This window comes from Streptomyces sp. RLB3-17 (genome assembly GCF_007113425.2).
In the GTDB taxonomy this organism is placed as follows: Bacteria; Actinomycetota; Actinomycetes; order Streptomycetales; family Streptomycetaceae; genus Streptomyces; species Streptomyces mirabilis_D.
Genome location: NZ_CP041610.2, coordinates 8,014,508 through 8,035,492, shown reverse-complemented (window position 1 = coordinate 8,035,492; position 20,985 = coordinate 8,014,508). Strand labels below are relative to the sequence as shown.

Below are 20,985 nucleotides of genomic sequence, written 5' to 3'. Positions count from 1 at the left end.
CCCACCACCCGTCGGGCTACTGTCGAGCCACCCTCACACGCCCTTATCCGCAATGCGCACTGTCGAAGCGCTTCACACAATGCTTGGAGAGCTGGATGGTCACCCTCGCCGAGGTCGCCCAGCACGCCGGAGTCTCGGCGAGCACGGTGAGCTATGTCCTCAGCGGCAAGCGGTCCATCTCCGCGGGCACCCGGCAGCGGGTCGAGCGGAGCATCCAGGAGCTCGGATACCACCCGAACGCGGGCGCCCGGGCCCTGGCGAGCAGCCGGTCCAACATCATCGCGCTGATGGTTCCGCTCCGTACCGACATGTACGTACCCGTGATGATGGAGATCGCCATCGCGGTGGCCACCCACGCCCGCACGCACGGCTACGACGTGCTCCTGCTCACCGGCGAGGAGGGTCCCGACGCCGTGCGCCGTGTCACCGGCAGCGGGCTCGCCGACGCGATGATCCTGATGGACGTGGAGCTCGACGACGAACGGCTCCCGCTGCTGCGCCAGACGGACCAGCCCTCCGTACTGATCGGCCTGCCCGCCGACACCTCCGGCCTGACCTGCGTCGATCTCGACTTCGGCGCGACGGGCGCGCTGTGCGCCGAGCACCTCGCGCTGCTGGGCCACCGTGACATCGCTGTCATCGGCGAGGCCCCCGCGGTCTACGAGCGGCACACCGGCTTCGCCGAGCGCACCCTCGACGGACTCCGGTCCCGTTCACGGGAGTTGGGCCTGCGCGTGCTGCACCGCCCCTGCGAGGGCGGGTACGACGCGATGGCCCTGACTCTCGCCCGCATCCTCGACGAGCGCCCCGGCACCACGGGCTTCGTCGTGCAGAACGAGTCCGCGGTCGAGCCGCTGCTCGCGCTGTTGCGTCAGCAGGGCCGGGCCGTCCCCGAGGATGTGTCGGTGATCGCGATCTGCCCGGACCAGGTCGCGACACAGGCCTCGGTGCGGCTGACCTCGGTCGCCATCCCGGCGCAGGAGATGGGCCGACTCGCCGTGGAGCATCTGATCGCCAAGCTGGAAGGGCACGGCAAGGACGAAGTCGTGCTCATCGCACCCGAGTTGACGGTACGGGCGAGCACGGGTCCGGCGCCGACCGCCGCCTGACCGGGGCCCGGCCACACCATTCCCCTGCCCGGCCTTCACCGCACCGCATCACACCGCACTGCACTGCACTGCACTGCACTGCCCCAGCCTCAGCCCCCCCGGCCCCAGCGTTGTGCCCTCCTCGCCGGGCACCCCCATGTCCGCATGCCTGCATTCCTCATGTCTGCATTCCTTCAGGAGCGCCCCCGTGAATCAGCCTGCCGAAAACCAGACCCAGTCAGGCGCGGTCAGCCTCGCGCAGTCCTCCCCGACCGTCGGCACGTTCCGTGAGCGGGACGGCGCGCTGGAGTGGAGCGGCCGTCAGGAGACCGTCCGTATCGAGCCCTGGGGCCCTGACGCGGTCCGGGTCCGCGCGCGCCTGGGCGGCGCGGTCCTCGAAGGCCTCCCCGGCGCGCTCCTCGACGAGCCGCAGGTGACCGAGAGCACCGTCAAGATCCAGGACGGCGAGGGCCGGTTGACGGTCGGCGCGCTGACCGTCGAGGTCGACGCCGAGGGCCAGGTCCGCTTCCTCCGCACGGCCGACGGCACGGAACTCCTCGCCGAGGAGCGCGCCCACTTCTGGTGGCCGGGCCCGCGCCTGTACACCCCGACGGGCAACGGCCACCACCGCCTGGAGCAGCGCTTCGCCGCGTACGAGGGCGAGAAGCTGTACGGCCTCGGCCAGCACCAGCACGGGCTGTTGGACCAGAAGGGCGCGGTCCTGGACCTGGTCCAGCGCAACGCCGAGGTCACCGTCCCGGTGCTCACCTCCAGCCGCGGCTACACCTTCCTGTGGAACTCCCCGGCGATCGGTCGGGTCGAGCTCGCGGGCAACGGCACCCGCTGGGTCGCCGACTCGGCCCGCCAGCTCGACTACTGGATCACCGCGGGCACCCCGGCCGACGCCCAGCGCCGCTACAGCGCCGCCACCGGCCGTACGCCGATGCTGCCCGAGTGGGCGGCCGGCTTCTGGCAGTGCAAGCTGCGCTACCGCACGCAGGACGAACTCCTCGACGTGGCACGGGAGTACAAGCGCCGGGGCCTGTCCCTGTCCGCCATCGTCTGCGACTTCTTCCACTGGACCCACCTGGGCGACTGGAAGTTCGACCCGGCCGAGTGGCCGGACCCGGCGGCGATGCAGCGCGAACTCGCCGAACTCGGCGTCAAGCTGGTCGTGTCCGTGTGGCCGTCGGTCTCCCCGCTGTCCGAGAACCACCCGCTCATGGAGCAGCGCGGCTACTTCATCGGCACCCAGTACGGCCCGATGGCCCACGCCGACTGGCCCGACAAGGAGGTCGCCTCCACCGTCCAGGTGGCGTTCTACGACGCGACGAACCCCGAGGCCCGTGACTTCCTGTGGTCACGTGTGAAGGACAACTACCTCGATCCGTACGGTATTTCGGCCTTCTGGCTGGACGCCTGCGAGCCGGAGCTGAAGCCGGGCTTCCAGGAGAACCTGCGCTACCACGCGGGTCCGGGTCTGGAGGTCGGCAACCTCTACCCCCGTGAGAACGCCCGCACCTTCTACGAAGGCATGCTCGCGGCGGGCGAGACCGAGGTCGTCACCCTCAACCGCTCGGCATGGGCGGGCAGTCAGCGCTACGGCGCCGCCCTGTGGTCCGGCGACATCGGCACCGACTTCGCGACCCTGCGCCGCCAGATCGCCGCGGGCCTCAACACCGCGCTCTCCGGCATCCCCTGGTGGAACACCGACATCGGCGGCTTCCACGGCGGCGACCCCGACGACCCGGCGTACCGCGAGGTGATGGTCCGCTGGTTCCAGTTCGGCGCGCTCTCCCCGCTGATGCGCCTGCACGGCTTCCGCGACCCCGGTATGCCGCTGGGCCCCGACATGACCGGCGGCCCCAACGAGGTCTGGTCGTACGGCGAGGAGGTCGGCGCGATCCTGGAGAAGTACCTGCGGCTGCGCGAGCGGCTGAAGCCCTATGTGCTGGACGTCATGCGGGAGGCCCACGAGGAGGGGCTGCCGGTGATGCGCCCCCTGTTCCTGGAGTTCCCCGAGGACCACGCGGCCTGGTCGGTCGACGACTCCTATCTCTTCGGCTCCGACCTCCTGGTCGCGCCGGTGCTCACGGCGGGCGCGACGGTGCGTACGGCGTACCTTCCGGCGGGCGCCCGGTGGACCGACGCGTGGACCGGTGAGACGTACGAGGGCGGCGCGGCCGTCACCGTCGACGCCCCGCTGGACCGCATCCCGCTGTTCCTGCGGGACGGGGCCCGACTGCCGGTGGCGGAGTAGCCACGCGCGTGTGGGGGAGGCCAGGCCGGCCTCCCCACACGCCCTGTGACCGCGCTGTTGCCGGAACTGTGGGCTCCATCACAGCCGAGGCGACCTTGGACTGCTGAAGTCACCGGATGGTGTACCTGCTCCTGCTACTCGTCCCCGGGGGACTGGTCGCGGCCTTCGCCTTCGTCGGGTACTGCTTCGGCACCCTCGGCCGGATCGGCCTGCGGCAGGCCGACCGCGTGGTGTGGCTGCGCGTCGTCGCCGCTCTCATGGGGGCCGCCACGGCCCTCCTGTACGTGTGGGGCCTGGCCCATCTGGTCGGCGCGGTCATGGACGCGGCGGAGAACGGCGCCGACTCGGCACCGCTGCGGCCCTGTCGCGCACCGGGCCGGGAGCAGCGGGCGCAGGACCCCGGCAGCGTCGACTACACGGTGCGCTACCTGCCCATCCGGTTCGTCTGCGAGACGGGGGACGGCGAAGGCCATGTCACCGACGCCGTCCCCGACTACCTGAACCCCGGCGTGCTGGGCTTCGCGCTGGCCGGCGCCGGGTGCGCCGGTGCCGCGCGGCTCATATCGCGACGGCCCGGCCCCCGCGCGACGCGGGAACCGAGCCACTGATGCCGCTGGGGCGTCGGTCAACTACTGCTGACCGAGAGGCTGTTGGTCACGAAGTCCAGGCCGCCGGACGAGGACGTAATCTCGAAGCCGAACTGGAGGTCGCCGATGGTCACGTTGCCGAACCAGCCCTTGGTGTCCTTGATCCACTTGAGGATCGGCAGGACGTCGACGGTGCCGGAGCTGGAGTTCGAGGTGCGCACGAAGGAGAACACGTCGTTGGATCCGTTGTTGCCCTTGTAGACGGTCCAGGTGTGGCCGCCGAGGGTGAGGGTGCCCTGCGAGGTGCCGAGCGGGCCGACGGCTCCGGTCTTGTTCACCCAGAGCATGATCTCGTACTTGTAGCCGGTGTCCCAGATGTCGTACGACGTGTTGTACGCGCCGGACGACGGGACCGTGACGTTGTAGCCGCTGGTGAGCGAGCCGAGCGAGGTGATCGACTTGTTGATCACCTTCTTGGCGTTGGGGTACGACTTGATGCCGCCGGTGTTGGGGTGGTTGGCCCACACTCCCCAGTTGGTGCCGGAGTTGGCCCAGATGCACTGGCTGCCCGCGCCGGAGCCCCAGATGTTGTTGTAGAGCGTGTACCCGTTGAGGCTGGTGTTCCCGTACTGCTCGCAGGAGTTCCAGACGGCCGCCTGGGCGGGGGCGGAGGCGAGGCCGACGGTGGCGCCGAGCGCGAGCGCGGGGGCCAGCAGGGCCTTGGCGGCCCTGCCGAGTGTCCGTGGTGCCATGGTGTCCCTTCCATGGGTGGGGGGAACTGCGGGTGCTACTGCGGCCCCAGGGTGAGGACGCAGTCTTCTCCGGCGCTCAGGGAGAGCGGTCGCGCGCCGGCGGAAGTCCTGAGATCGATCCGCGTGCTGCGGGTGGGGCGGATGACGGCCGTGCGCTCCTCCGGGCTCCAGGTCAGGTCGACCTCGGCGCCGAACCGGGTGCGGATGCCGTGGAGCCGGCCGCTCGGGTACGCCGTGGGGAGCGCGGGGAAGAGGACCAGCCGGCCGGGCGTGGAGTGGACGAGCGTCTCGATGAGCACGGCGGGCAGCGTGTGGGCGGCGTCCGCGTTGTAGACGTGCCGGTTCGGGTAGTGGCCGCTCATCAGGGAGACATGGAAGAAGTCCCCGGCCAGGACGTTGTCGAGGGCGCCCGCCACCCGCGCCGCGTCCCGTAGCCGGGCCGCCACCAGGGCGTGGTGGAGGTGGCCGTGCGCGGAGTCGTTCTCGGCGCCGCGCAGAACGAGGGCGCGGTGGGCCGCCGCGGCGAGCTCGGGGGTGTCGTACGGGTTGATCTCGTCGAGCGGCCAGACGCCGTAGAGGTGGCTGAGGTGCCGGTGGTCGTAGGTGTCGTCGAGGCCTGGCCAGGCCCACTCGGCGAGTGCTCCGTCGGCGTTGACGCGGTGCGGCGGCAGCCGGTCGGCGAGGGCGCGCCAGCGCTCGGCGTCGGGTCCGGGGTGGTGGTCGGCGGCCGTGCGCAGGGCGTGGCGCGCCGCGGAGAGGTCCATGGCGGCGTTGAGGGTGATCCAGCGCGCGGTGGCGGGCCGGTTCTCCGGCGAGTACGACGGCACGATCACGACGTGGCCGTTCTCGTCGGTCCGGGTGAGGAAGTCCTCGTAGAACCGGGCCACTTCGGCGAGCGCGGCGGCCAGGCGCGGGTCGCGTGCGCCGCGCGTCTCGTCGTGGTCCACGAGGGGTTTCAGCAGCCAGTCGGCGCCCGCGGTCCACACGTGCAGCGGGTACTCGCGGCTGAGGTGGTAGATGTGACCGGACTCGCCGTCGGTGTGCGCGGGGGCGACGACGCCCCGGGCGCCGAAGATCGCCCGGGCGTTGTCGCGCCAGTGCGGCAACTGTCCGTGGATCAGGGCGGCATGGGCCTCGGACACCTCCGGGAGCGCCGCCGCGGCGGCCGACGCCGTCTGGAGATTGACGTTGGCGTCGGTGGTGAAAGCCCCGGACCAAGCGGTGTCCCAGTCGCCGGTCCACAGCCCGGTCAGCCGTGGCGGCAGCATTCCGGCGGCGGACAGCAGGTGGTAGCGACCGGCCGCGAAGAGCCGTTCCAGCAGGGCGCGGCTCTTCGGACGGCGGACCAACTCCGATCCCGGGAGCGCCCGTTCGGCCGGGTCCGCGCCCAGCTCCAGGCCCGCCCGAAGGTAGGCGCGGCGGTGCAGGGCGGTGTGCCGGGCGAGGAGACGGTCGTACGCGTCCTCGTCGCCGTCGGGCAGCAGGGCGCGCAGCTCACGGGCCTCGGCGAGCGTGTCCCACTCCCCCTCGTGCCGCCGTACCCGCGTGAGCAGCAGCACCGAACGCGCTCCCTCGACCCGTATCCCGGGCGGCGCGGTGAGTGTCCGGCCCCCGGTGACCACGGCGAGCGTCACACCGGTGTACGCCCGCTCGCTGCCCGGATAGCGGGCCCGCAGGGTGAGGAGAGCGCCTTCGGGCGTGCGCACGCAACCGTGGCCCACCCCCAAGTCGACGGGTACGCCCGGCAGTCGGTGGTCGAGCGTCACGTCGACGGTGAGGTCGGCCTCCGTCACGTACTGGACGATGACGTCGTCCGCGCGCGACACGAAGACCTCGCCGCGCCGGCCCCCGCACTCGGCGCGGACGACGCCGGTGGTGAAGTCGACCTCGCGCCGGTACGCGCGCGACTCCCGTGGCGCCCGGCGCAGCCGCACCTGGAAGGCCGGGTGGAAGGGCTGTACCCACAGCAGGGGTCGCCCGTCGGTGAAGTCCTCCCCGGCGTCGACGTCACCGGCCAGCAACCGGTCCTGGACGCTCCTCAGCCGTTCGGCCAGCTCGGGCGGCCGGGCGTGTTCACTGCCGTTCGGGCGGACCAGGGAATGGTGGTTGACGATGACCCGGTCGTCGTTCGGATCACCGAACACCATGACGCCGTGTCGGCCGTTCCCGCTCAGGAAGGCGTCCTCCCAGCGGGCGGCGGGGGCGGGCTCCCAGGTGCCGTGGACGGGGGCGTCGATGGAGCCGTGGACGGGAGCGTCCGTGGGGCCGTCGGCGGGATCGTCGGTGGGGCCGCCCGCGGGTTCGCTCATGGCGCTGCCTCCAGTACGACGACGCCGTACCGCCCCAGCTCCACGGCATCGACGACGTCCTCGCCGGTCAGCAGGTCGCGGTGGCGTCCCGGCACCGGCACGGTCACCGTGTCCCGCCCGTGGTGGAGCAGGAACAGCAGTTCGCCCCGGCGTACCGCCTCCACGTCCGCCGGGAGGTGGTCGAGTGGCGGCCGTACGCCCGCGTCCTCGGCGATCCCGGCGAGCAGCGGCCACAGCGCCTCGGGCTCGGGAAGGGTGGACAGGTACCAGGCGCGGCCCTTGCGCAGTACGGCCGGAAGACCGTCCAGCTCACCGCCCTTGTACCGGACGACGGCGTAGGTGTCGTCCGCGGCCTCGATCTCCTCGGACCACAGCGTGCCGCGGAAGCCCTCGGCCTCGACCTTCTCGTCGGCGTCGAGCGGCCACCACTCGTGCAGGGTGCGGATGCCGAAGAGCGCGCGCAGCCGCTCGTCCATGCCGCCGGGCCGCACCCGGTCGTCCTGGTCGGCGACGCCGGTCAGGAAGCCGGAGACGAGGGTGCCACCGCCGCGTACGTACCCGACGAGGTTGTCGATCGCCCTGTCCGTCAGCAGGTACAGCTGTGGGACGACGACCAGCTTGTACCCGGACAGGTCGTGCTCGGGGTGGGCGAAGGAGGTGGTGGTGTTCGCCTCCCACAGGGCGCGGTGCCAGGCGCGTACGACGCTCTGGTGGTCGACCTCGCAGGACAGCCGCCCGTCCTGCTGACTCGCCCACCAGGCGTTCCAGTCCAGCAGTACGGCGACGTCGGCGCCGACGACCCGGGTGCCCGTCACCTTGTCGCTCAGCAGGGCGAGTTCGGCCCCGATCCGCTTGACCTCCTGGAAGGTGCGGCCCCGCTCCCCCGCGTGGCTGACCATCCCGGAGTGGAACTTCTCGGCGCCCTGCCGGGACTGCCGCCACTGGAAGTAGCAGACGGCGTCCGCGCCGCGCGCGACGGCCTGGAGGGACCAGAGCCGGTTGAGCCCACGGGGCTTCGGGTGGTTCACACCACGCCAGTTCACGGGCCCCGCCGCCTGCTCCATGACCATCCAGGGCCCGCCGTGGGCCTGTGAACGGGTCATGTCGTGGATGAGCGCGCCGTACTGGGCGCCGAGCGGGTCGCGCGGGTCCGGATAGATGTCGACGGAGACCACGTCTTCCCGCTCGGCCCACGCCCAGGCGTCCTGGCCCTGCCAGAACGGCATGAAGTTGGTGGTCACGGGGATGTGCGGGGTGTGCCGGGCGACGATGTCGCGTTCGGCGAGATAGCACTCCAGGAGGGCGTCGGAGGTGAAGCGCTTGAAGTCGAGGACCTGGGTGGGGTTGTTCATGTAGTGGGCGTGGCGCGGCGGGAGAACGCCTTCCCAGTCGTCGTAGCCCTGGCTCCAGAAGACGGTGCCCCAGGCGGTGTTGAGCGCGTCGAGCGTGCCGTACGTGTCCTGGAGCCAGCGGCGGAAGGCGGCGGCCGCCTCGTCGCCCCAGTCGTAGGTGCAGTACTCGTTGTTGATGTGCCACATCGTCAGGGCGGGATGGCCGCCGTAGCGGGCGGCGAGGTCCTCGGTGATGGCGGCGGCGTGGCGCCGGTAGGCGGCGCTGGAGTGGGCGAAGTGCTGGCGGCCGCCCCACCACTCGACACGGCCGTCCGCGTCGCGGGGCAGGGTCTCCGGGTGGAGCCGGCCCATCCAGGGCGGGGGCGAGGAGGTGGGGGTGGCGAGGACGACCCCGACGCCGTTCTCGTGCAGCAGGTCCATGAGCCGGTCGAGCCAGCCGAACTCCCTCGCCCCGGGCGTCGGTTCGAGCTTGGCCCAGGAGAAGACGCCGACGGTGACGGAGTTGACGCCGGCCTCCTTCATGAGCCGTACGTCCTCCCGCCAGAGCTCCTCCGGCCACTGCTCGGGGTTGTAGTCGCCGCCGAAGAGGATGCGGCCACGCGTGGCGTCTGCGAGCGTCGGCATCAGACCGGCTCCCCGTACTGGATGCCACGCCCGTTCGTACCGAGGTACACCCGGCCGTACACGCGCGGGTCCCCGGTGATGACCTCGCCGATCCAGCCCCACTGGTGGAACACGGTGTCGCCGTCGTCCCACCGGTTGTTGGTGGAGACGACGACCGTGCCCGCGCGGCGGGCGTCGACGGCGACACCGCCGCAGGCGAAGGTGTCGCTGCCGCCGGGCTGGACGGGGGTGACGTCAGTCCATCGGTCGGTGGCGGTGGCGAGCTTGTGCACGCTGCCGGCCGACTGACCTATGAGCCCGGGGGCGTCGGCATACGTCACGTACAACTCGCGGGTGTGGCGGTCGTGGGCGGCGCGGATCGGGACCTTGGCGGAGGTGCCGGTGGGCTGCCCGGGGACGGGCTCCCAGGTGGTGCCGTCCGTGGTGCGGTAGAGGTTGACGGCGGTCGCGGTCCCGTCGCCGTCACCCCACCCGGCGTAGACGGCACGGCCGACGGCGACGAGGAAGGTGACACCCTGACCGGAGGCGCTCGCGGTGGCCGGGAAGCCGCTCGCGACTGCCCAGGTGGCTCCCCGGTCGGACGACTTGAGCAGCCCGTCGTGCCGGGTGCCGAGCCAGAGGGTGCCACTGTCACGCGGGTCGACGAGCAGCCGTTCCCCCGCCCCGCGTCCGTCTTCGTTGCCGCCCAGCTTCACGGTGAGATCGGTGCGGGTCCAGGTGGCACCGCGGTCCTCGGAGCGCAGGACCGCGCCGTTGCCCGCCCATGCCTGGGCGTAGGTGCCGAGGGCGAGGTAGAGCCGGTCCGGGTGCGCGGGGTCGACGGCGAGCGACTCGACACGGAGCAGGTTCCAGTCGTCCCAGCCGAGGTGGTCGGTGATCGGGGTCCAGCGGGCGGCTCGCTCGTCCCAGCGGTAGGCGCCGCCGATGTCGGTCCGGGCGTAGGCGAGCCCTCGTACGGCCGGATGGAACAGCACGCCGGTGATGAATCCGGTGCCGCCGATGACGGCGTTGCGCCCGCGGTAGGAGGGGGTGGCGGTGACCCCTGCGGCGTGCGCGCGGCCCTGGAGGGGCGGCTCGGTGGTGAGCGCGGCGGCGGCCGCAGTCCCGGCGAGAACGGCCCGGCGGCGAAGTCGGGACGCGTGCATGACATACCTCGTTCTACGGAGAGACGGTCAGGGAAGTTACCTGGGGAGCGCGGGGCTGTATCGACATGCGGCTCCGCCGCGTGGGCGCGGCCGGCCATGAACAACCCGCGGTCGCCGAACAGCCGCAAAGCCCTCTTCAACAGGCGCCGGTCAGCCCTTCACCGCGCCCGTCAACATGCCCTTCTTGAAATGTCGCTGCACGAACGGCGACAACACGGCCACCGGCAGCAACGCCATCACCATGACCGCCATCTGCACCGCCAAGCCGGACAGTTGGCCGGTCTTGATGGCCTGGCCGAGGCCCACCGGGGCCTCCTGCTTCTGCACGAGCTGGATCATGACGTTCTGCAGCGGCATCATGTCCTGGTCGCTGAGGTAGAGCGAGGCGTTGAACCAGGCGCTCCAGTACCCGACGGCGTAGAACAGGGTGATCACCGCGAGGACCGCGCGGGAGAGCGGCATGACGATCTGCCACAGAATGCGGACGTCACCGGCGCCGTCGATGCGGGCGCTGTCGATGAGTTCCTGCGAGATGCCCATGAAGAAGCCGCGCAGCACCAGGATATTGAAGACGCTGATCGCGCTCGGGAGAATCAGCGCGAGATAGCTGTCGGTCAGGCCCAGCGACTGCACCAGCAGATAGGTCGGGATGAGGCCGGCGCTGAAGAACATGGTCGCCAGCAGCGCCAGCAGGATCCAGCGGTGGCCGAGCGAGCCGATGCGCGAGAGGCCGTAGGCGCACAGGACGGACACCGCCATGGAGAACAGCGTGCCGACGAGGGTGATCAGAATGCTGATGACCGAGGCGCGGGTGACCTGGCCGCCGCTGAGGAGTTCCTTGTAGGCGACGAAGGTGATGCCCTTGGGCACCATCACCAGGCCGCCGGCCTCGTCGATGGTCTTCCGTGAGGAGAGGCTGGTGACGATGACGATCCACAGCGGGAAGAAGATCCCCAGGCAGGCGAGGGTCAGCACGAGTCCCTTGCCCGCGAGGCCGGCCTTGCTGGGCTCCTCCTCCCACGTCGGTCGGGGCGGCGCCGCCCAACGACTGGGGCCCCGCACGGGTTTGTCGATGACTGCGGTCACTTCTTGTACACCCCCTGCTCGCCCATGAGATGGGCCACCTTGTTCGCGGCGAGGACCAGGCCGAGGCTGACCACGCCCTTGATCAGTCCGGCGGCCGCCGCGTAGCCGAAGTCCTGGTTGCGGACGCCGTTCCACCAGACGAAGGTGTCGAGGACCTCCGCCGCTCCTGGTCCGACGGCGTCGCGCTGGAGCAGGATCTGTTCGAAGCCGACGGTGAGGGCGTCACCGACGCGGAGCACCAACAGCAGGGCGATCACCGGGCGCAGCGCGGGCAGCGTGATGTGCCACATGCGGCGCCAGCGACCCGCGCCGTCCATCGCGGCGGCCTCGTACAGGTCCGGGCTGACCGAGGACAGCGCGGCGAGGAAGACGATGATCCCCCAGCCGGCGTCCTTCCACACGCTCTGCGCGGTGATCAGGAACTTGAAGGTGTTGGGGTCGGTCATGATGTCGAGACCGTCGTACCCGTGCTGCCGCAGCAGTTGCGAGAGGATTCCGGCGCCGCCGAAGAGCTGCTGGAAGACGGCGATGACCAGCACCCAGGAGAAGAAGTGCGGCAGGTAGAGGATCGCCTGTGAGAGCGCCCGGACCCTGGGCCTGACCACGCTGTTGATGAGCAGCGCGAGCGCGATCGGGATCGGGAAGTACAGGACGAGCTGGAGGAAGAACAGCACGAGGGTGTTCTGCACGGCATCCCAGAACGCCGAGTCCTCGAAGACCCGTTGGAAGTTCTCGATGCCCACCCAGGGGCTGTGCAGCATGGAGACGATGCCGTTGTCGCTGATGTACGGGTCGTAGTCCTGGAAGGCGACGATGTTGCCGAGGATCGGCACGTAGTTGAAGAGCAGGACCAGCAGGACCGCCGGCAGCGTCATCAGGAGCAGGACGCGGTCGCGTCTGAACCTGAGCCGCAGGCTCACCTTTCCGGAGGGGCGTTTCTCCCGGGAGCCGGTGGCGCCGCCGGATGCCACCGGGGTCTTCTCTGTCGTGTCGGCCTCGGTCCCGCTCCGAGGCACCGTGCTGTGGGACACGGCCGTTCTCCTTGCCTCGGTACCCGGTCAGCTCGCCGCCGGGCCGTTCTCGTCGAGCAGCTTCTTGTACCAGTCGCGCAGTTGGTCGCCGCCCTTGCTCTTCCAGTCGGAGACGGCCTGCTGCATGTCGCTGATCTTCTTGCGGCCGCGGACGATGTCGTCCTCCAGCTGCTCGAAGTCGTTGGAGAGGTTGGTGTAGCGGCTGGGTTCGGTGATCTGCATGCCGTAGAAGGAGGACTTCTTGGTGAAGGCGCCCATCCGCTGCTGCCACTCGACCTGCGCCTTGGCGACCTCGGGGAAGTCGGGGTGGGCGATGGTCGCGGTGGGGCTCGCGACCATGACGTAGGCGTTGATGACCTCGTTGTTGCCCTGGTCGGTCTTGGTGGGAACGCCGTTCTTGACGGTGTAGTGGGTACCCTCGACGCCGTAGTTGGTGAGCATGTACTCCTTGGTGCCGTACGGCGCGGCGGTGACGTTGGCGACGGCCAGCACGTCACGGATGACGGACTCCGAGGCCTTCTTGCTGACGAAGGCGAAGATGCCTGCCGGCTGTTCGGCCCAGAGGGTCGGTGAGCCGCCGTCGTGGCCGAAGATGTCCATGCCCCAGATCTTGTAGTCCGGGTTCTGGGTGGCCTGTTCGGCGGTGCGGCTCCACCACTGCGAGATGTTCTGGGCGTAGATGAGGAACTCGCCGGCCGCGAACTTGGGGCCCGGGTCGGTGGCCGCGCTCTTGCCCAGCTTGGCGTCCGGGTGGACGTATCCGGCGGCGAAGAGCTTGCGGGTCCACTCCAGCGCTTCGAGGTACTCCTGGGTCTCGATGCGGTAGACCAGCTTGCCGTCGACGAGGTTCCAGCCGAGCGGCTTCTCACTGCCCGAGAGCACACCGAAGGACTGGAAAGCGGTCCACTTCATGTCGAGGCAGGCCCACCGCTTGGCCTTGGCGTTGGTGATCTCCTTGCACAGCGCCATGAACTCGTCGGCCGAGGTGGGGACTTGGTACCCCTCCTTGTCGAAGATGTCCTTGCGGTACAGGGGCACGATGCCGGTGACGTACGGGGACGGCTGCGGCAGACCGCGCAACTTGCCGCCGAAGAGGGAGCGCTGCCAGGCGTCCGTCGGGATCGCCGCGAGGTTCGGGTACTGCTTGATCGCGTCCCCGGAGAGGTACGGGCCGAGGTCCGCGAACTTGCCGATGATGGCGCTGGGTATCTTGCCGCCCATGTTCCAGCCGGGGATGACCACGACGTCCGGGATGTCGCTGGAGGCCAGGACCGCGCCGAGCTTCTGGTCGTAGGTGTTGCCGTCCTGGTTCTGCCACTCGACGTCGACGCCGATCAGGTCGTTCATCGCCTTGTAGTAGGCGTTGTCCGACTTCGGCGGGGACCCCCAGAACGGGGACATGATGCTGACCTTGCCGCCCTTGCCGAGCTTCTTCGGCACCGAGGTCTTCAGGGAAGCGATGTCGAGCTTGCTGGTGAAGCCGACCGCGGAGCCGTTCTTGGCGGCGATGTCAGGGGTCACCACGTTGGTCGCGACGTAGGCCGGCAGCAGCTTCTTGGCGCTCTTGCCCGCCGACGTCCCCCCGCCCGAGCCGCTGTCCGAGCCGCCGCAGGCGGCGAGCAGCGGCATCCCTCCCGCGACCGCCGCGGCGGCGACCGCCGTGGAGGCGAGGAAGCTTCTCCGGCTGGGAGCGGAGGGGGCGGTGTTCGGCGTCATTGCGTCAACCCTTCGTGGCGCACAGCAGGACACCCGGCGGTGGAGCCGTCGGCTGCGGTGTCTCGAGTGGAACTGGCTGAGCTGAAGCGGTCCTCGGAGGACTACGTGGAAGACTGCGTGCCCCGAGGGAGCCGCTCCAGTAGTCGAAGCGCTTCGATGTTGCTGCGAGGTTAAGTGAACACCTGGGGGTGCACAAGAGCCGATTCCAAGATTCCTCGGAGGTGTGGGGGACGGGACCGGCCGCGTCGGGCGCCTGAAATGCCAATGAGGAAACGGAGTTGTTGCGTCGAGGTGTCTTGACACCTGCCCCTCGGGCCATCGAGCATCGAAGCGCTTCGAAAGCACCCCGTCGCACCACCGCAGAGGGATCACCACGTGACCGCACAAACGCCGCCTACGCCGCCTTTTCGCGATCCGCAGCTGCCGTTCGCGAAGCGCATCGACGATCTGCTGGCGCGGCTCACGCTCGACGAGCGCATCGCGTTCCTGCACCAGTTCGCGCCCGCCGTGGAGCGGCTCGGGGTGGCCGCGTTCCGCACCGGCCAGGAGGCGCTGCACGGTGTGGCCTGGATGGGGCCGGCGACGGTCTTCCCCCAGGCCGTCGGCCTCGGCGCGACCTGGAACGACGAACTCGTACGCCGCGTCGGTGAGGCGGTCTCCGCCGAGGTCCGCGCGATGCGCGCCCGCGACGACCGGGTGGGCCTCAACGTCTGGTCCCCCACGGTCAATCTGCTGCGTCACCCGCTGTGGGGCCGCAACGAGGAGGGCTACTCGGAGGACCCGAAGCTCACCTCCGCGATCGCCACGGCGTACACCCGGGGCCTGCGCGGCGACCACCCCGACTACTGGCGCACGGCCCCCGTCCTCAAGCACTGGCTCGCCCACAACAACGAGACGGACCGGGACACCACCTCCTCCTCGGTCCGTCCGCGCGTGCTGCACGAGTACGACCTGCGGGCCTTTCGCGCGACCGTGGAGGCGGGCGCGGTGGCGGGTGTGATGCCGGCGTACAACCTGGTCAACGGCCGCCCCAACCACGTCTCCCCGTACCTCGGGGAACACCTGCGCACCTGGACGGACCAGGACCTCCTGGTCTGCTCGGACGCGGGCGCCCCCTCCAACCTGGTCGACTCCGAGCACTACTTCGACACCCACGAGGAGGCGACCGCCGCCGCGATCCTGGCCGGGGTCGACAGCTTCACGGACCACGGCACGGACGGTTCGAAAATCGTGGACCGGGTCCGAGGGGCCTTGGAGAAGGGCCTGTTGAGCGAGGCGGACATCGACACGGCGGTCCGCCGCCAGCTCGCGATCCGCTTCCGGCTCGGCGAGTTCGACCCGCACACGGACCCCCACGGCGGCACCTCGGACTTCGACACCCCGGCCCACCGCGCGCTCGCCCGGGAGGCGGCCGAGCAGGCGATCGTCCTCCTCAAGAACGACGGCCTGCTGCCACTCGGTCCGGGCGTGCGCGTCGCCGTCGTGGGCCTCCTCGCCGACGAGTGCAAGCTCGACTGGTACAGCGGCACACTCATCCACCGCTCCACACCGCTGGAGGGCCTGTACGAGCGCTTCGGCGCCGAGCGCGTCGACTTCGCCGAGGGCGTGGACCACGTACGCCTGAGGACCTCCTCCGGTACGTATCTGTCGGTGCCCCTCGCCGGGGACGCGGACGACGAGGTGCGCGGCGCCGAGGGCGCGCTGGACCCGGCCCTGCTCGCGGGCCGCACGGACCTGCCGCCCCTCACCACCGACGCCACCGGCACCGACCTCGCGCTGATCGACTGGGGCGAGGGGCTGTTGACCCTGCGGGCCCCCGACGGGCGCTACCTCTCGGTCGCCGAGGACGGTTACCTCCGCGCGTCCGCCGACCAGCCGGGCGGCTGGGTCGTCCAGGAGACGTTCCGCCTCGAACCGGCGGGTTCCCGCTCCGGATCCCATGGGAGCGGCCACCTCCTGAGGCACGTCGGGACGGGTGGGCATCTCTCTGTCGCCGCCGACGGCGTCAGGGTTGCCGACGACGCCCCGGAGATTTTCGAGCTGGAGTTCGCCGAGCGCGGCGAGGACGCCGTGGCCCGGGTGGCGGAGGCGGCCGACGTCGTCGTGGTGGTGGCGGGCAACGACCCGCACATCAACGGCCGCGAGACGGAGGACCGCACCACCCTCCGGCTCCCCGCCCATCAGGAGCGCCTGCTGCGCGCCGCCCGCGCCGCGAACCCGGACACCGTCCTCGCCCTGGTCTCGGCGTATCCCTACGCGGTGGACCCCACCGACCTCCCCGCCGTCCTGTGGACCGCGCACGCCGGCCAGGCGGCGGGCACCGCCCTGGCCCGCGTCCTGGCCGGCGACGTCTCCCCCGCCGGCCGTCTCCCGCAGACCTGGTACGCCTCCGACGCGGACCTGCCCGACCTGCTCGACTACGACGTGATCGGCGGCCGCCAGACGTATCTGTACTTCGAGGGCAGCCCGCTGTTCCCGTTCGGCCACGGCCTCGCGTACACGACGTTCGCGTACGAGGATCTGGAGGTCACCGAGGCGCGGGCCGCGCTGAAGGTCTCCTTCACGGTCACCAACACGGGCGCGGCGCCGGCGGACGAGGTGGCCCAGCTCTACGCGCGCGCCGTGGACCCGTCGGTGCCGCGCCCCCGCCGCGAACTGCTGGCCCACCGGCGCCTCCACCTGACTCCCGGCGCCTCGGAGCGTCTGACCTTCGAACTCCCCCTCTCCGCGCTGGAGTTCTGGGACGTGGCGGTCGGCAGGACCCGTCTGGAGCCGGGCGCGTACGAACTCCTCGCGGGCGCGTCGAGCGAGGACATCCGGCTGCGCACCACGATCACCCTCACCGGCGAGCCCGCCACTCCCCGCCCGGTGCGCGAAACGGGCCTGAACGCGGCCGACTTCGACGAACAGCGGGACACCGAGATCGTCGACCGTACGAAGGTGTCGGGTGACGCGGTGTCGCCGAGGGCCGACGCGACGGGCGAACTCGTCCACCGCGGCTGTGATTTCGGAACCGGTGTCACGCGGGTCGAGGTCGAGGCGTCGGGCGAGGGAGTCGTCGAGGTGTCGCTGGACGGGGGCCCCTCACTCGCGACGGTCGCCTTCGACGGGACGAAGAGCCCGTACGACTACACCACCATCGGCGCCGAGTTCGCGGCCCACGGTGTGCACGACCTGCGTCTCAGGCTGCGCGGCCCACTGCGGCTCGCGCGGGTGGGCTTCTCCGGCTGAGGGTCCGGACAGGCCGACCACCAGGGGCCCGGCACCGGAAGGCATCGGTGCCGGGCCCCTTCGGGAGACTGTCTGAAAATGGTTGTCGTTAGCCAGAGGGTGACGCGGAACGCGCCACGCCCTTAGAGCGCGAGGCCCGTCAGGACGAGGACCCGCTCGTAGGTGTAGTCGTCCATCGCGAACTTGACGCCCTCGCGGCCGACACCGGACTGCTTCACACCGCCGTACGGCATCTGGTCGGCACGGTAGGACGGCACGTCGCCGACGACCACGCCACCGACCTCCAGCGCACGGTGGGCGCGGAAGGCGACCTGCAGGTCGTGCGTGAACACGCCCGCCTGGAGGCCGTACTTGGAGTCGTTGACGGCGGCGAAGGCCTCCGCCTCACCGTCCACCTTGCGCACGGTGAGAACCGGTCCGAAGACCTCCTCGCAGGAGATCGTCGCCTCGGCCGGTACGTCGGTGAGCACGGTCGGCGCGTAGGAGGCACCGTCGCGCTTGCCGCCGGCGAGGAGGGTGGCGCCGGACCGGACGGCCTCGTCGACCCAGGACTCCACGCGCTGGGCGGCGTCCTCGCTGACCAGCGGGCCGACGTCCGTCTTGTCGTCGGACGGGTCGCCGGTGACCTGGGCCTCGACGGCGGCGACGATGCGCGGCAGCAGCCGGTCGTACACCGACGCGTCCGCGATCACGCGCTGCACGGAGATGCAGGACTGGCCGCCCTGGTAGTTGGAGAAGGTCGCGATCCGCGTCGCGGCCCAGTCCAGGTCCTCGTCGCTCGCCCAGTCGGCGAGGACGACGGCCGCGCCGTTGCCGCCGAGCTCCAGGGTGCAGTGCTTGCGCGGCACCGAGTCCATGATCGCGTAGCCGACCTTCTCGGACCCGGTGAAGGAGATGACCGGGAGCCGCTCGTCCTGGACGAGGGCGGGCATCCGGTCGTTGGAGACCGGGAGGATCGACCAGGAGCCGGCCGGCAGCTCCGTCTCGGCGAGCAGGTCACCGATGATCAGGCCGGAGAGCGGGGTCGCGGGCGCCGGCTTCAGGATGATCGGCGCGCCGGCGGCGATGGCCGGGGCGATCTTGTGGGCGCACAGGTTGAGAGGGAAGTTGAAGGGCGCGATGCCGAGGACGACGCCCTTCGGGAAGCGGCGGGTGAGGGCCAGGCGGCCCTGGCCGCCGAGGTCGGTGTCGAGGCGCTGGGCCTCGCCGCCGTTGAAGCGGCGGGCCTCCTCGGCGGCGAACCGGAAGACGGACACCGCGCGGCCGACCTCGCCGCGGGCCCACTTGATCGGCTTGCCGTTCTCGGCGGAGATGAGCTGCGCGATCTCCTCGGTGCGCTCGACGAGGCGCTTGCTGACGTGGTCGAGGGCGGCGGCGCGGACGTGGGCGGGGGTGGCGGCGAACTCGTCGCGCACGGCGTACGCGGCGGCGACGGCCTCCTCGACCTGTGCCTCGGTCGGGACGCTGACCTGTCCGACGACCCGGCCGTCCCACGGCGAGGTGACATCGAAGGTGGTCTCACCGGTGGCCTGGCGGCCGGCGAGCCAGAAGGCGTGGGTGGAAGTCATGTCGAGTCCCGGCCCTTCCGAGGTTGAGGTGTCCTTGGCGTTCGTGGTCCACGGTAGGGCCGGGGCGACGGGAGGTCGTTTGTCCGGGACGTAGCAGTGGCGGGGCGGGGCACTCCGCTTTGGCACGATCGAGGTGACCGCCACGTTTCCCTCGCCCCCGCCGCCCCTACCCGTCCCACCCCCGGGGGCTACGCCCCCGGACCCCCAAAAGACCGCGCAGTTCCCCGCGCCCCTGATCCCGGGGCGGGGGGGGGGTGGGGGGGGGGCCACCCCCGCCCCAGCCGCCCCCCCCACCCGCAGCCGAACAAACGAGACCGAGCGGGAAATCCGGGGCGCAGCCCCGGCCCAAGGGGCGCGGGGAACTGCGCGACCAGCCACAGACACCCCGCAGCCGAACGAATCCGAGCCGGTGAGGCACTCGGGGCGCAGCCCCGGCCCAAGGGGCGCGGGGAACTGCGCGACCAGCGACAGACGGCCCGCAGCCGAAGAACCCACCGGGGGGTCCGGGGGCGGAGCCCCCGGGGCGGCAACAGTCACCACCGGCCCGCGGACGTGGAACCCACCCGGGGTTCCTACTCCCCCGCCGCCGCCGTCGCCTTCAGCGCCAGCCACAGTTCCATGCGGACGTCGGGATCGTCGAGGGAGCGTCCGAGGATCTCCTCGACGCGCCGCATCCGATAACGCAGGGTGTGCCGGTGCACACCCAGGTCGGCGGCCGCGGCGTCCCACTGACCGTGCCGGGACAGCCACGCCCGCAGCGAGGCGACCAGATCCCCCCGCCCGGTGGCGTCGTGCTCGTTCAGCGGGCGCAGCAACCCGTCCGCGAACGCCCGCACCGCGTCATCGGCGAGCAACGGCAGCACGGACCCCGCGGCCAGCTCCTCGTGCTCGACCAGCGACCGCCCCCGCCGCCGGGCCACGGACAGCGCCTGCTCGGCCTGCTTGTAGGCGGCGGCCGCGGCGATCGGCCCGGCGGGGGCCGACAGTCCGACGACCAGTTCGTCCTCCTCGCCCACGGGCTGCTCCCGGGTGGCGATCCGCGCGGCGTCCAGCGCGGCCGCGTACTCCCCGCACGCCGCCACCGCCGCGCCTCCGTCCACGGCGAGCACGACCAGCCGCTCCCCGTCGGGCACGACGAGCACGGACTCACCGGAGCGGGCGGCGGCGGACTCGACGATCTCGGCGAGCCCGCCGAGCGGGTCGCCGTTCGTCGGGTCCGGCACCACGACGGGGGCCTTGGACGGCTTCGCGGCGGCCACGCGCGCGTGCCCGTCCGCGTGCGCCCGCGCGGCCGAAGCGGACGCCGACTCGGCGAGGATCAGCCGGAAGGGCGCGTCGAGCAGTTCCCCGTAGAGGTCCCCGGCCACGGTGCGCGCGTGCTCGGGCTGCCCGGCGAGCAGCATGCGCAGCACCGCCGCCCCGATGCGCTGCTCGGCGGCGTGCAGCGACCGTGAGCGTTCGGTGGTGAGGGTCAGCAGTGCGATCGCGGAGTGCACGGCGTAGCGCTCGGCGGTGCCGAGGGCGGCGGCGGTTCCGACGGCGAGCGCGGCGCGGGGGCGACGGCCGGTGCCGAGGGAGTGGAGTTCCACGCGGTCCTCGCCGCCGACGACGGAGCTGGCGGGCGCGGGACGCTCGCGCAGCCGCTCCACGTCGGGGGTGATGCGTGCGGCCCGCCGTCCGGCCCACTCGGGCGCGGTGGCGACGACGGCGCCGGACGCGTCGTACAGGGCCGCCCAGCCGTCCACCTGTCCCGCGAGCGCCGACAGCAGCCCCTCGGGGCCGTCGTTCAGGGCCTGCTTCGTCAGTTCGCGCTGCGCGGCGAAGCCCGCCGTCACGGCCCTGTACTGGTCCGCGGCGATCGCGGCGGACACCGCCTTGCTGATGGCCAGGAAGGGGGTGCGGCGGGGGACCTCCAGGAGCGGCAGGCCCTCTTCCTCCGCCGCGTCGACCAGGGCCTTCGGGATCTCGTCGTAGTTGACCCCGACGGCGAAGCCGAGCCCGACGACGCCGGCTCCCACCAGCCGCTTCACATAGCGCCGCATGACGTCCGGATCCTCCGCGTCCAGCTGGAGCGCGGTGATCAGCAGCAGTTCCCCGCCCTCCATGTACGGCACGGGGTCGGCGAGCTCGCTGACGTGGGCCCAGCGGACGGGTACGTCCAGACGGTCCTCGCCCGCCCGCACGGTCAGTTTGAGCGCGGAGTGGTGGACGATCGAGGCGAGCGTGGGGCGCATGG

The 20,985-nt window shown here is 71.3% G+C and carries 12 protein-coding genes and 1 pseudogene; 4 read left to right on the top strand and 9 right to left on the bottom strand.

All coding sequences use genetic code 11. From position 1 onward, the window contains the following. Positions 1 to 95 precede the first annotated feature (95 nt). The 3 genes from FNV62_RS36320 (at position 96) to FNV62_RS36310 (ending at position 3,956) form a co-directional block, all read left to right on the top strand. On the top strand, positions 96 to 1,109 hold the full coding sequence (locus FNV62_RS36320) for a LacI family DNA-binding transcriptional regulator (protein ID WP_060901179.1): 1,014 nt from the start codon (positions 96 to 98) through the stop codon (positions 1,107 to 1,109). A 187-nt stretch (positions 1,110 to 1,296) separates the two neighbouring features. Continuing rightward, complete coding sequence (locus FNV62_RS36315) at positions 1,297 to 3,348, top strand: TIM-barrel domain-containing protein (RefSeq protein WP_143603076.1); 2,052 nt, start codon at positions 1,297 to 1,299, stop codon at positions 3,346 to 3,348. 116 nt (positions 3,349 to 3,464) lie between these two features. Next, complete coding sequence (locus FNV62_RS36310; RefSeq protein WP_143603075.1) at positions 3,465 to 3,956, top strand: hypothetical protein; 492 nt, start codon at positions 3,465 to 3,467, stop codon at positions 3,954 to 3,956. Between the two features lie 17 nt (positions 3,957 to 3,973). Here the strand turns inward: FNV62_RS36310 and FNV62_RS36305 are convergent, their stop codons facing one another. The 7 genes and pseudogenes from FNV62_RS36305 to FNV62_RS36275 form a co-directional block, all read right to left on the bottom strand. After that, the gene (locus tag FNV62_RS36305) at positions 3,974 to 4,687 is read right to left on the bottom strand and encodes a glycoside hydrolase family 12 protein (RefSeq protein WP_143603074.1); all 714 of its coding nucleotides are present in this window, start codon (positions 4,685 to 4,687) and stop codon (positions 3,974 to 3,976) included. Between the two features lie 35 nt (positions 4,688 to 4,722). After that, on the bottom strand, positions 4,723 to 6,996 hold the full coding sequence (locus FNV62_RS36300; RefSeq protein ID WP_143603073.1) for a glycosyl hydrolase family 95 catalytic domain-containing protein: 2,274 nt from the start codon (positions 6,994 to 6,996) through the stop codon (positions 4,723 to 4,725). Further along, a complete protein-coding gene (locus FNV62_RS36295; RefSeq protein ID WP_143628338.1) occupies positions 6,993 to 8,972 on the bottom strand; it encodes a beta-galactosidase in 1,980 nt (659 codons plus the stop codon). Before FNV62_RS36295 ends, FNV62_RS36300 begins: the two co-directional genes overlap by 4 nt. A 107-nt stretch (positions 8,973 to 9,079) precedes the next feature. Further along, positions 9,080 to 10,117, bottom strand: a pseudogene (locus tag FNV62_RS36290) (WD40/YVTN/BNR-like repeat-containing protein); the annotation flags it as partial. Positions 10,118 to 10,267: 150 nt separating this feature from the next. Beyond that, on the bottom strand, positions 10,268 to 11,203 hold the full coding sequence (locus FNV62_RS36285) for a carbohydrate ABC transporter permease (protein WP_054235310.1): 936 nt from the start codon (positions 11,201 to 11,203) through the stop codon (positions 10,268 to 10,270). After that, complete coding sequence (locus FNV62_RS36280) at positions 11,200 to 12,234, bottom strand: ABC transporter permease (RefSeq protein WP_054235311.1); 1,035 nt, start codon at positions 12,232 to 12,234, stop codon at positions 11,200 to 11,202. The genes FNV62_RS36285 and FNV62_RS36280 overlap by 4 nt, the downstream gene beginning before the upstream one ends. A 27-nt stretch (positions 12,235 to 12,261) precedes the next feature. Beyond that, complete coding sequence (locus tag FNV62_RS36275; RefSeq protein WP_143628335.1) at positions 12,262 to 13,950, bottom strand: extracellular solute-binding protein; 1,689 nt, start codon at positions 13,948 to 13,950, stop codon at positions 12,262 to 12,264. 375 nt (positions 13,951 to 14,325) lie between these two features. Between FNV62_RS36275 and FNV62_RS36270 the strand changes: the two genes are divergently transcribed. Then, complete coding sequence (locus FNV62_RS36270) at positions 14,326 to 17,181, top strand: glycoside hydrolase family 3 C-terminal domain-containing protein (RefSeq protein ID WP_143628333.1); 2,856 nt, start codon at positions 14,326 to 14,328, stop codon at positions 17,179 to 17,181. Between the two features lie 122 nt (positions 17,182 to 17,303). Here the strand turns inward: FNV62_RS36270 and FNV62_RS36265 are convergent, their stop codons facing one another. Then, entirely contained in the window at positions 17,304 to 18,749 is a 1,446-nt protein-coding gene (locus FNV62_RS36265; protein WP_143609341.1) for an aldehyde dehydrogenase family protein, read from the bottom strand. 572 nt (positions 18,750 to 19,321) lie between these two features. Continuing rightward, entirely contained in the window at positions 19,322 to 20,983 is a 1,662-nt protein-coding gene (locus tag FNV62_RS36260) for a PucR family transcriptional regulator (protein ID WP_143628331.1), read from the bottom strand. Positions 20,984 to 20,985: the final 2 nt, after the last annotated feature.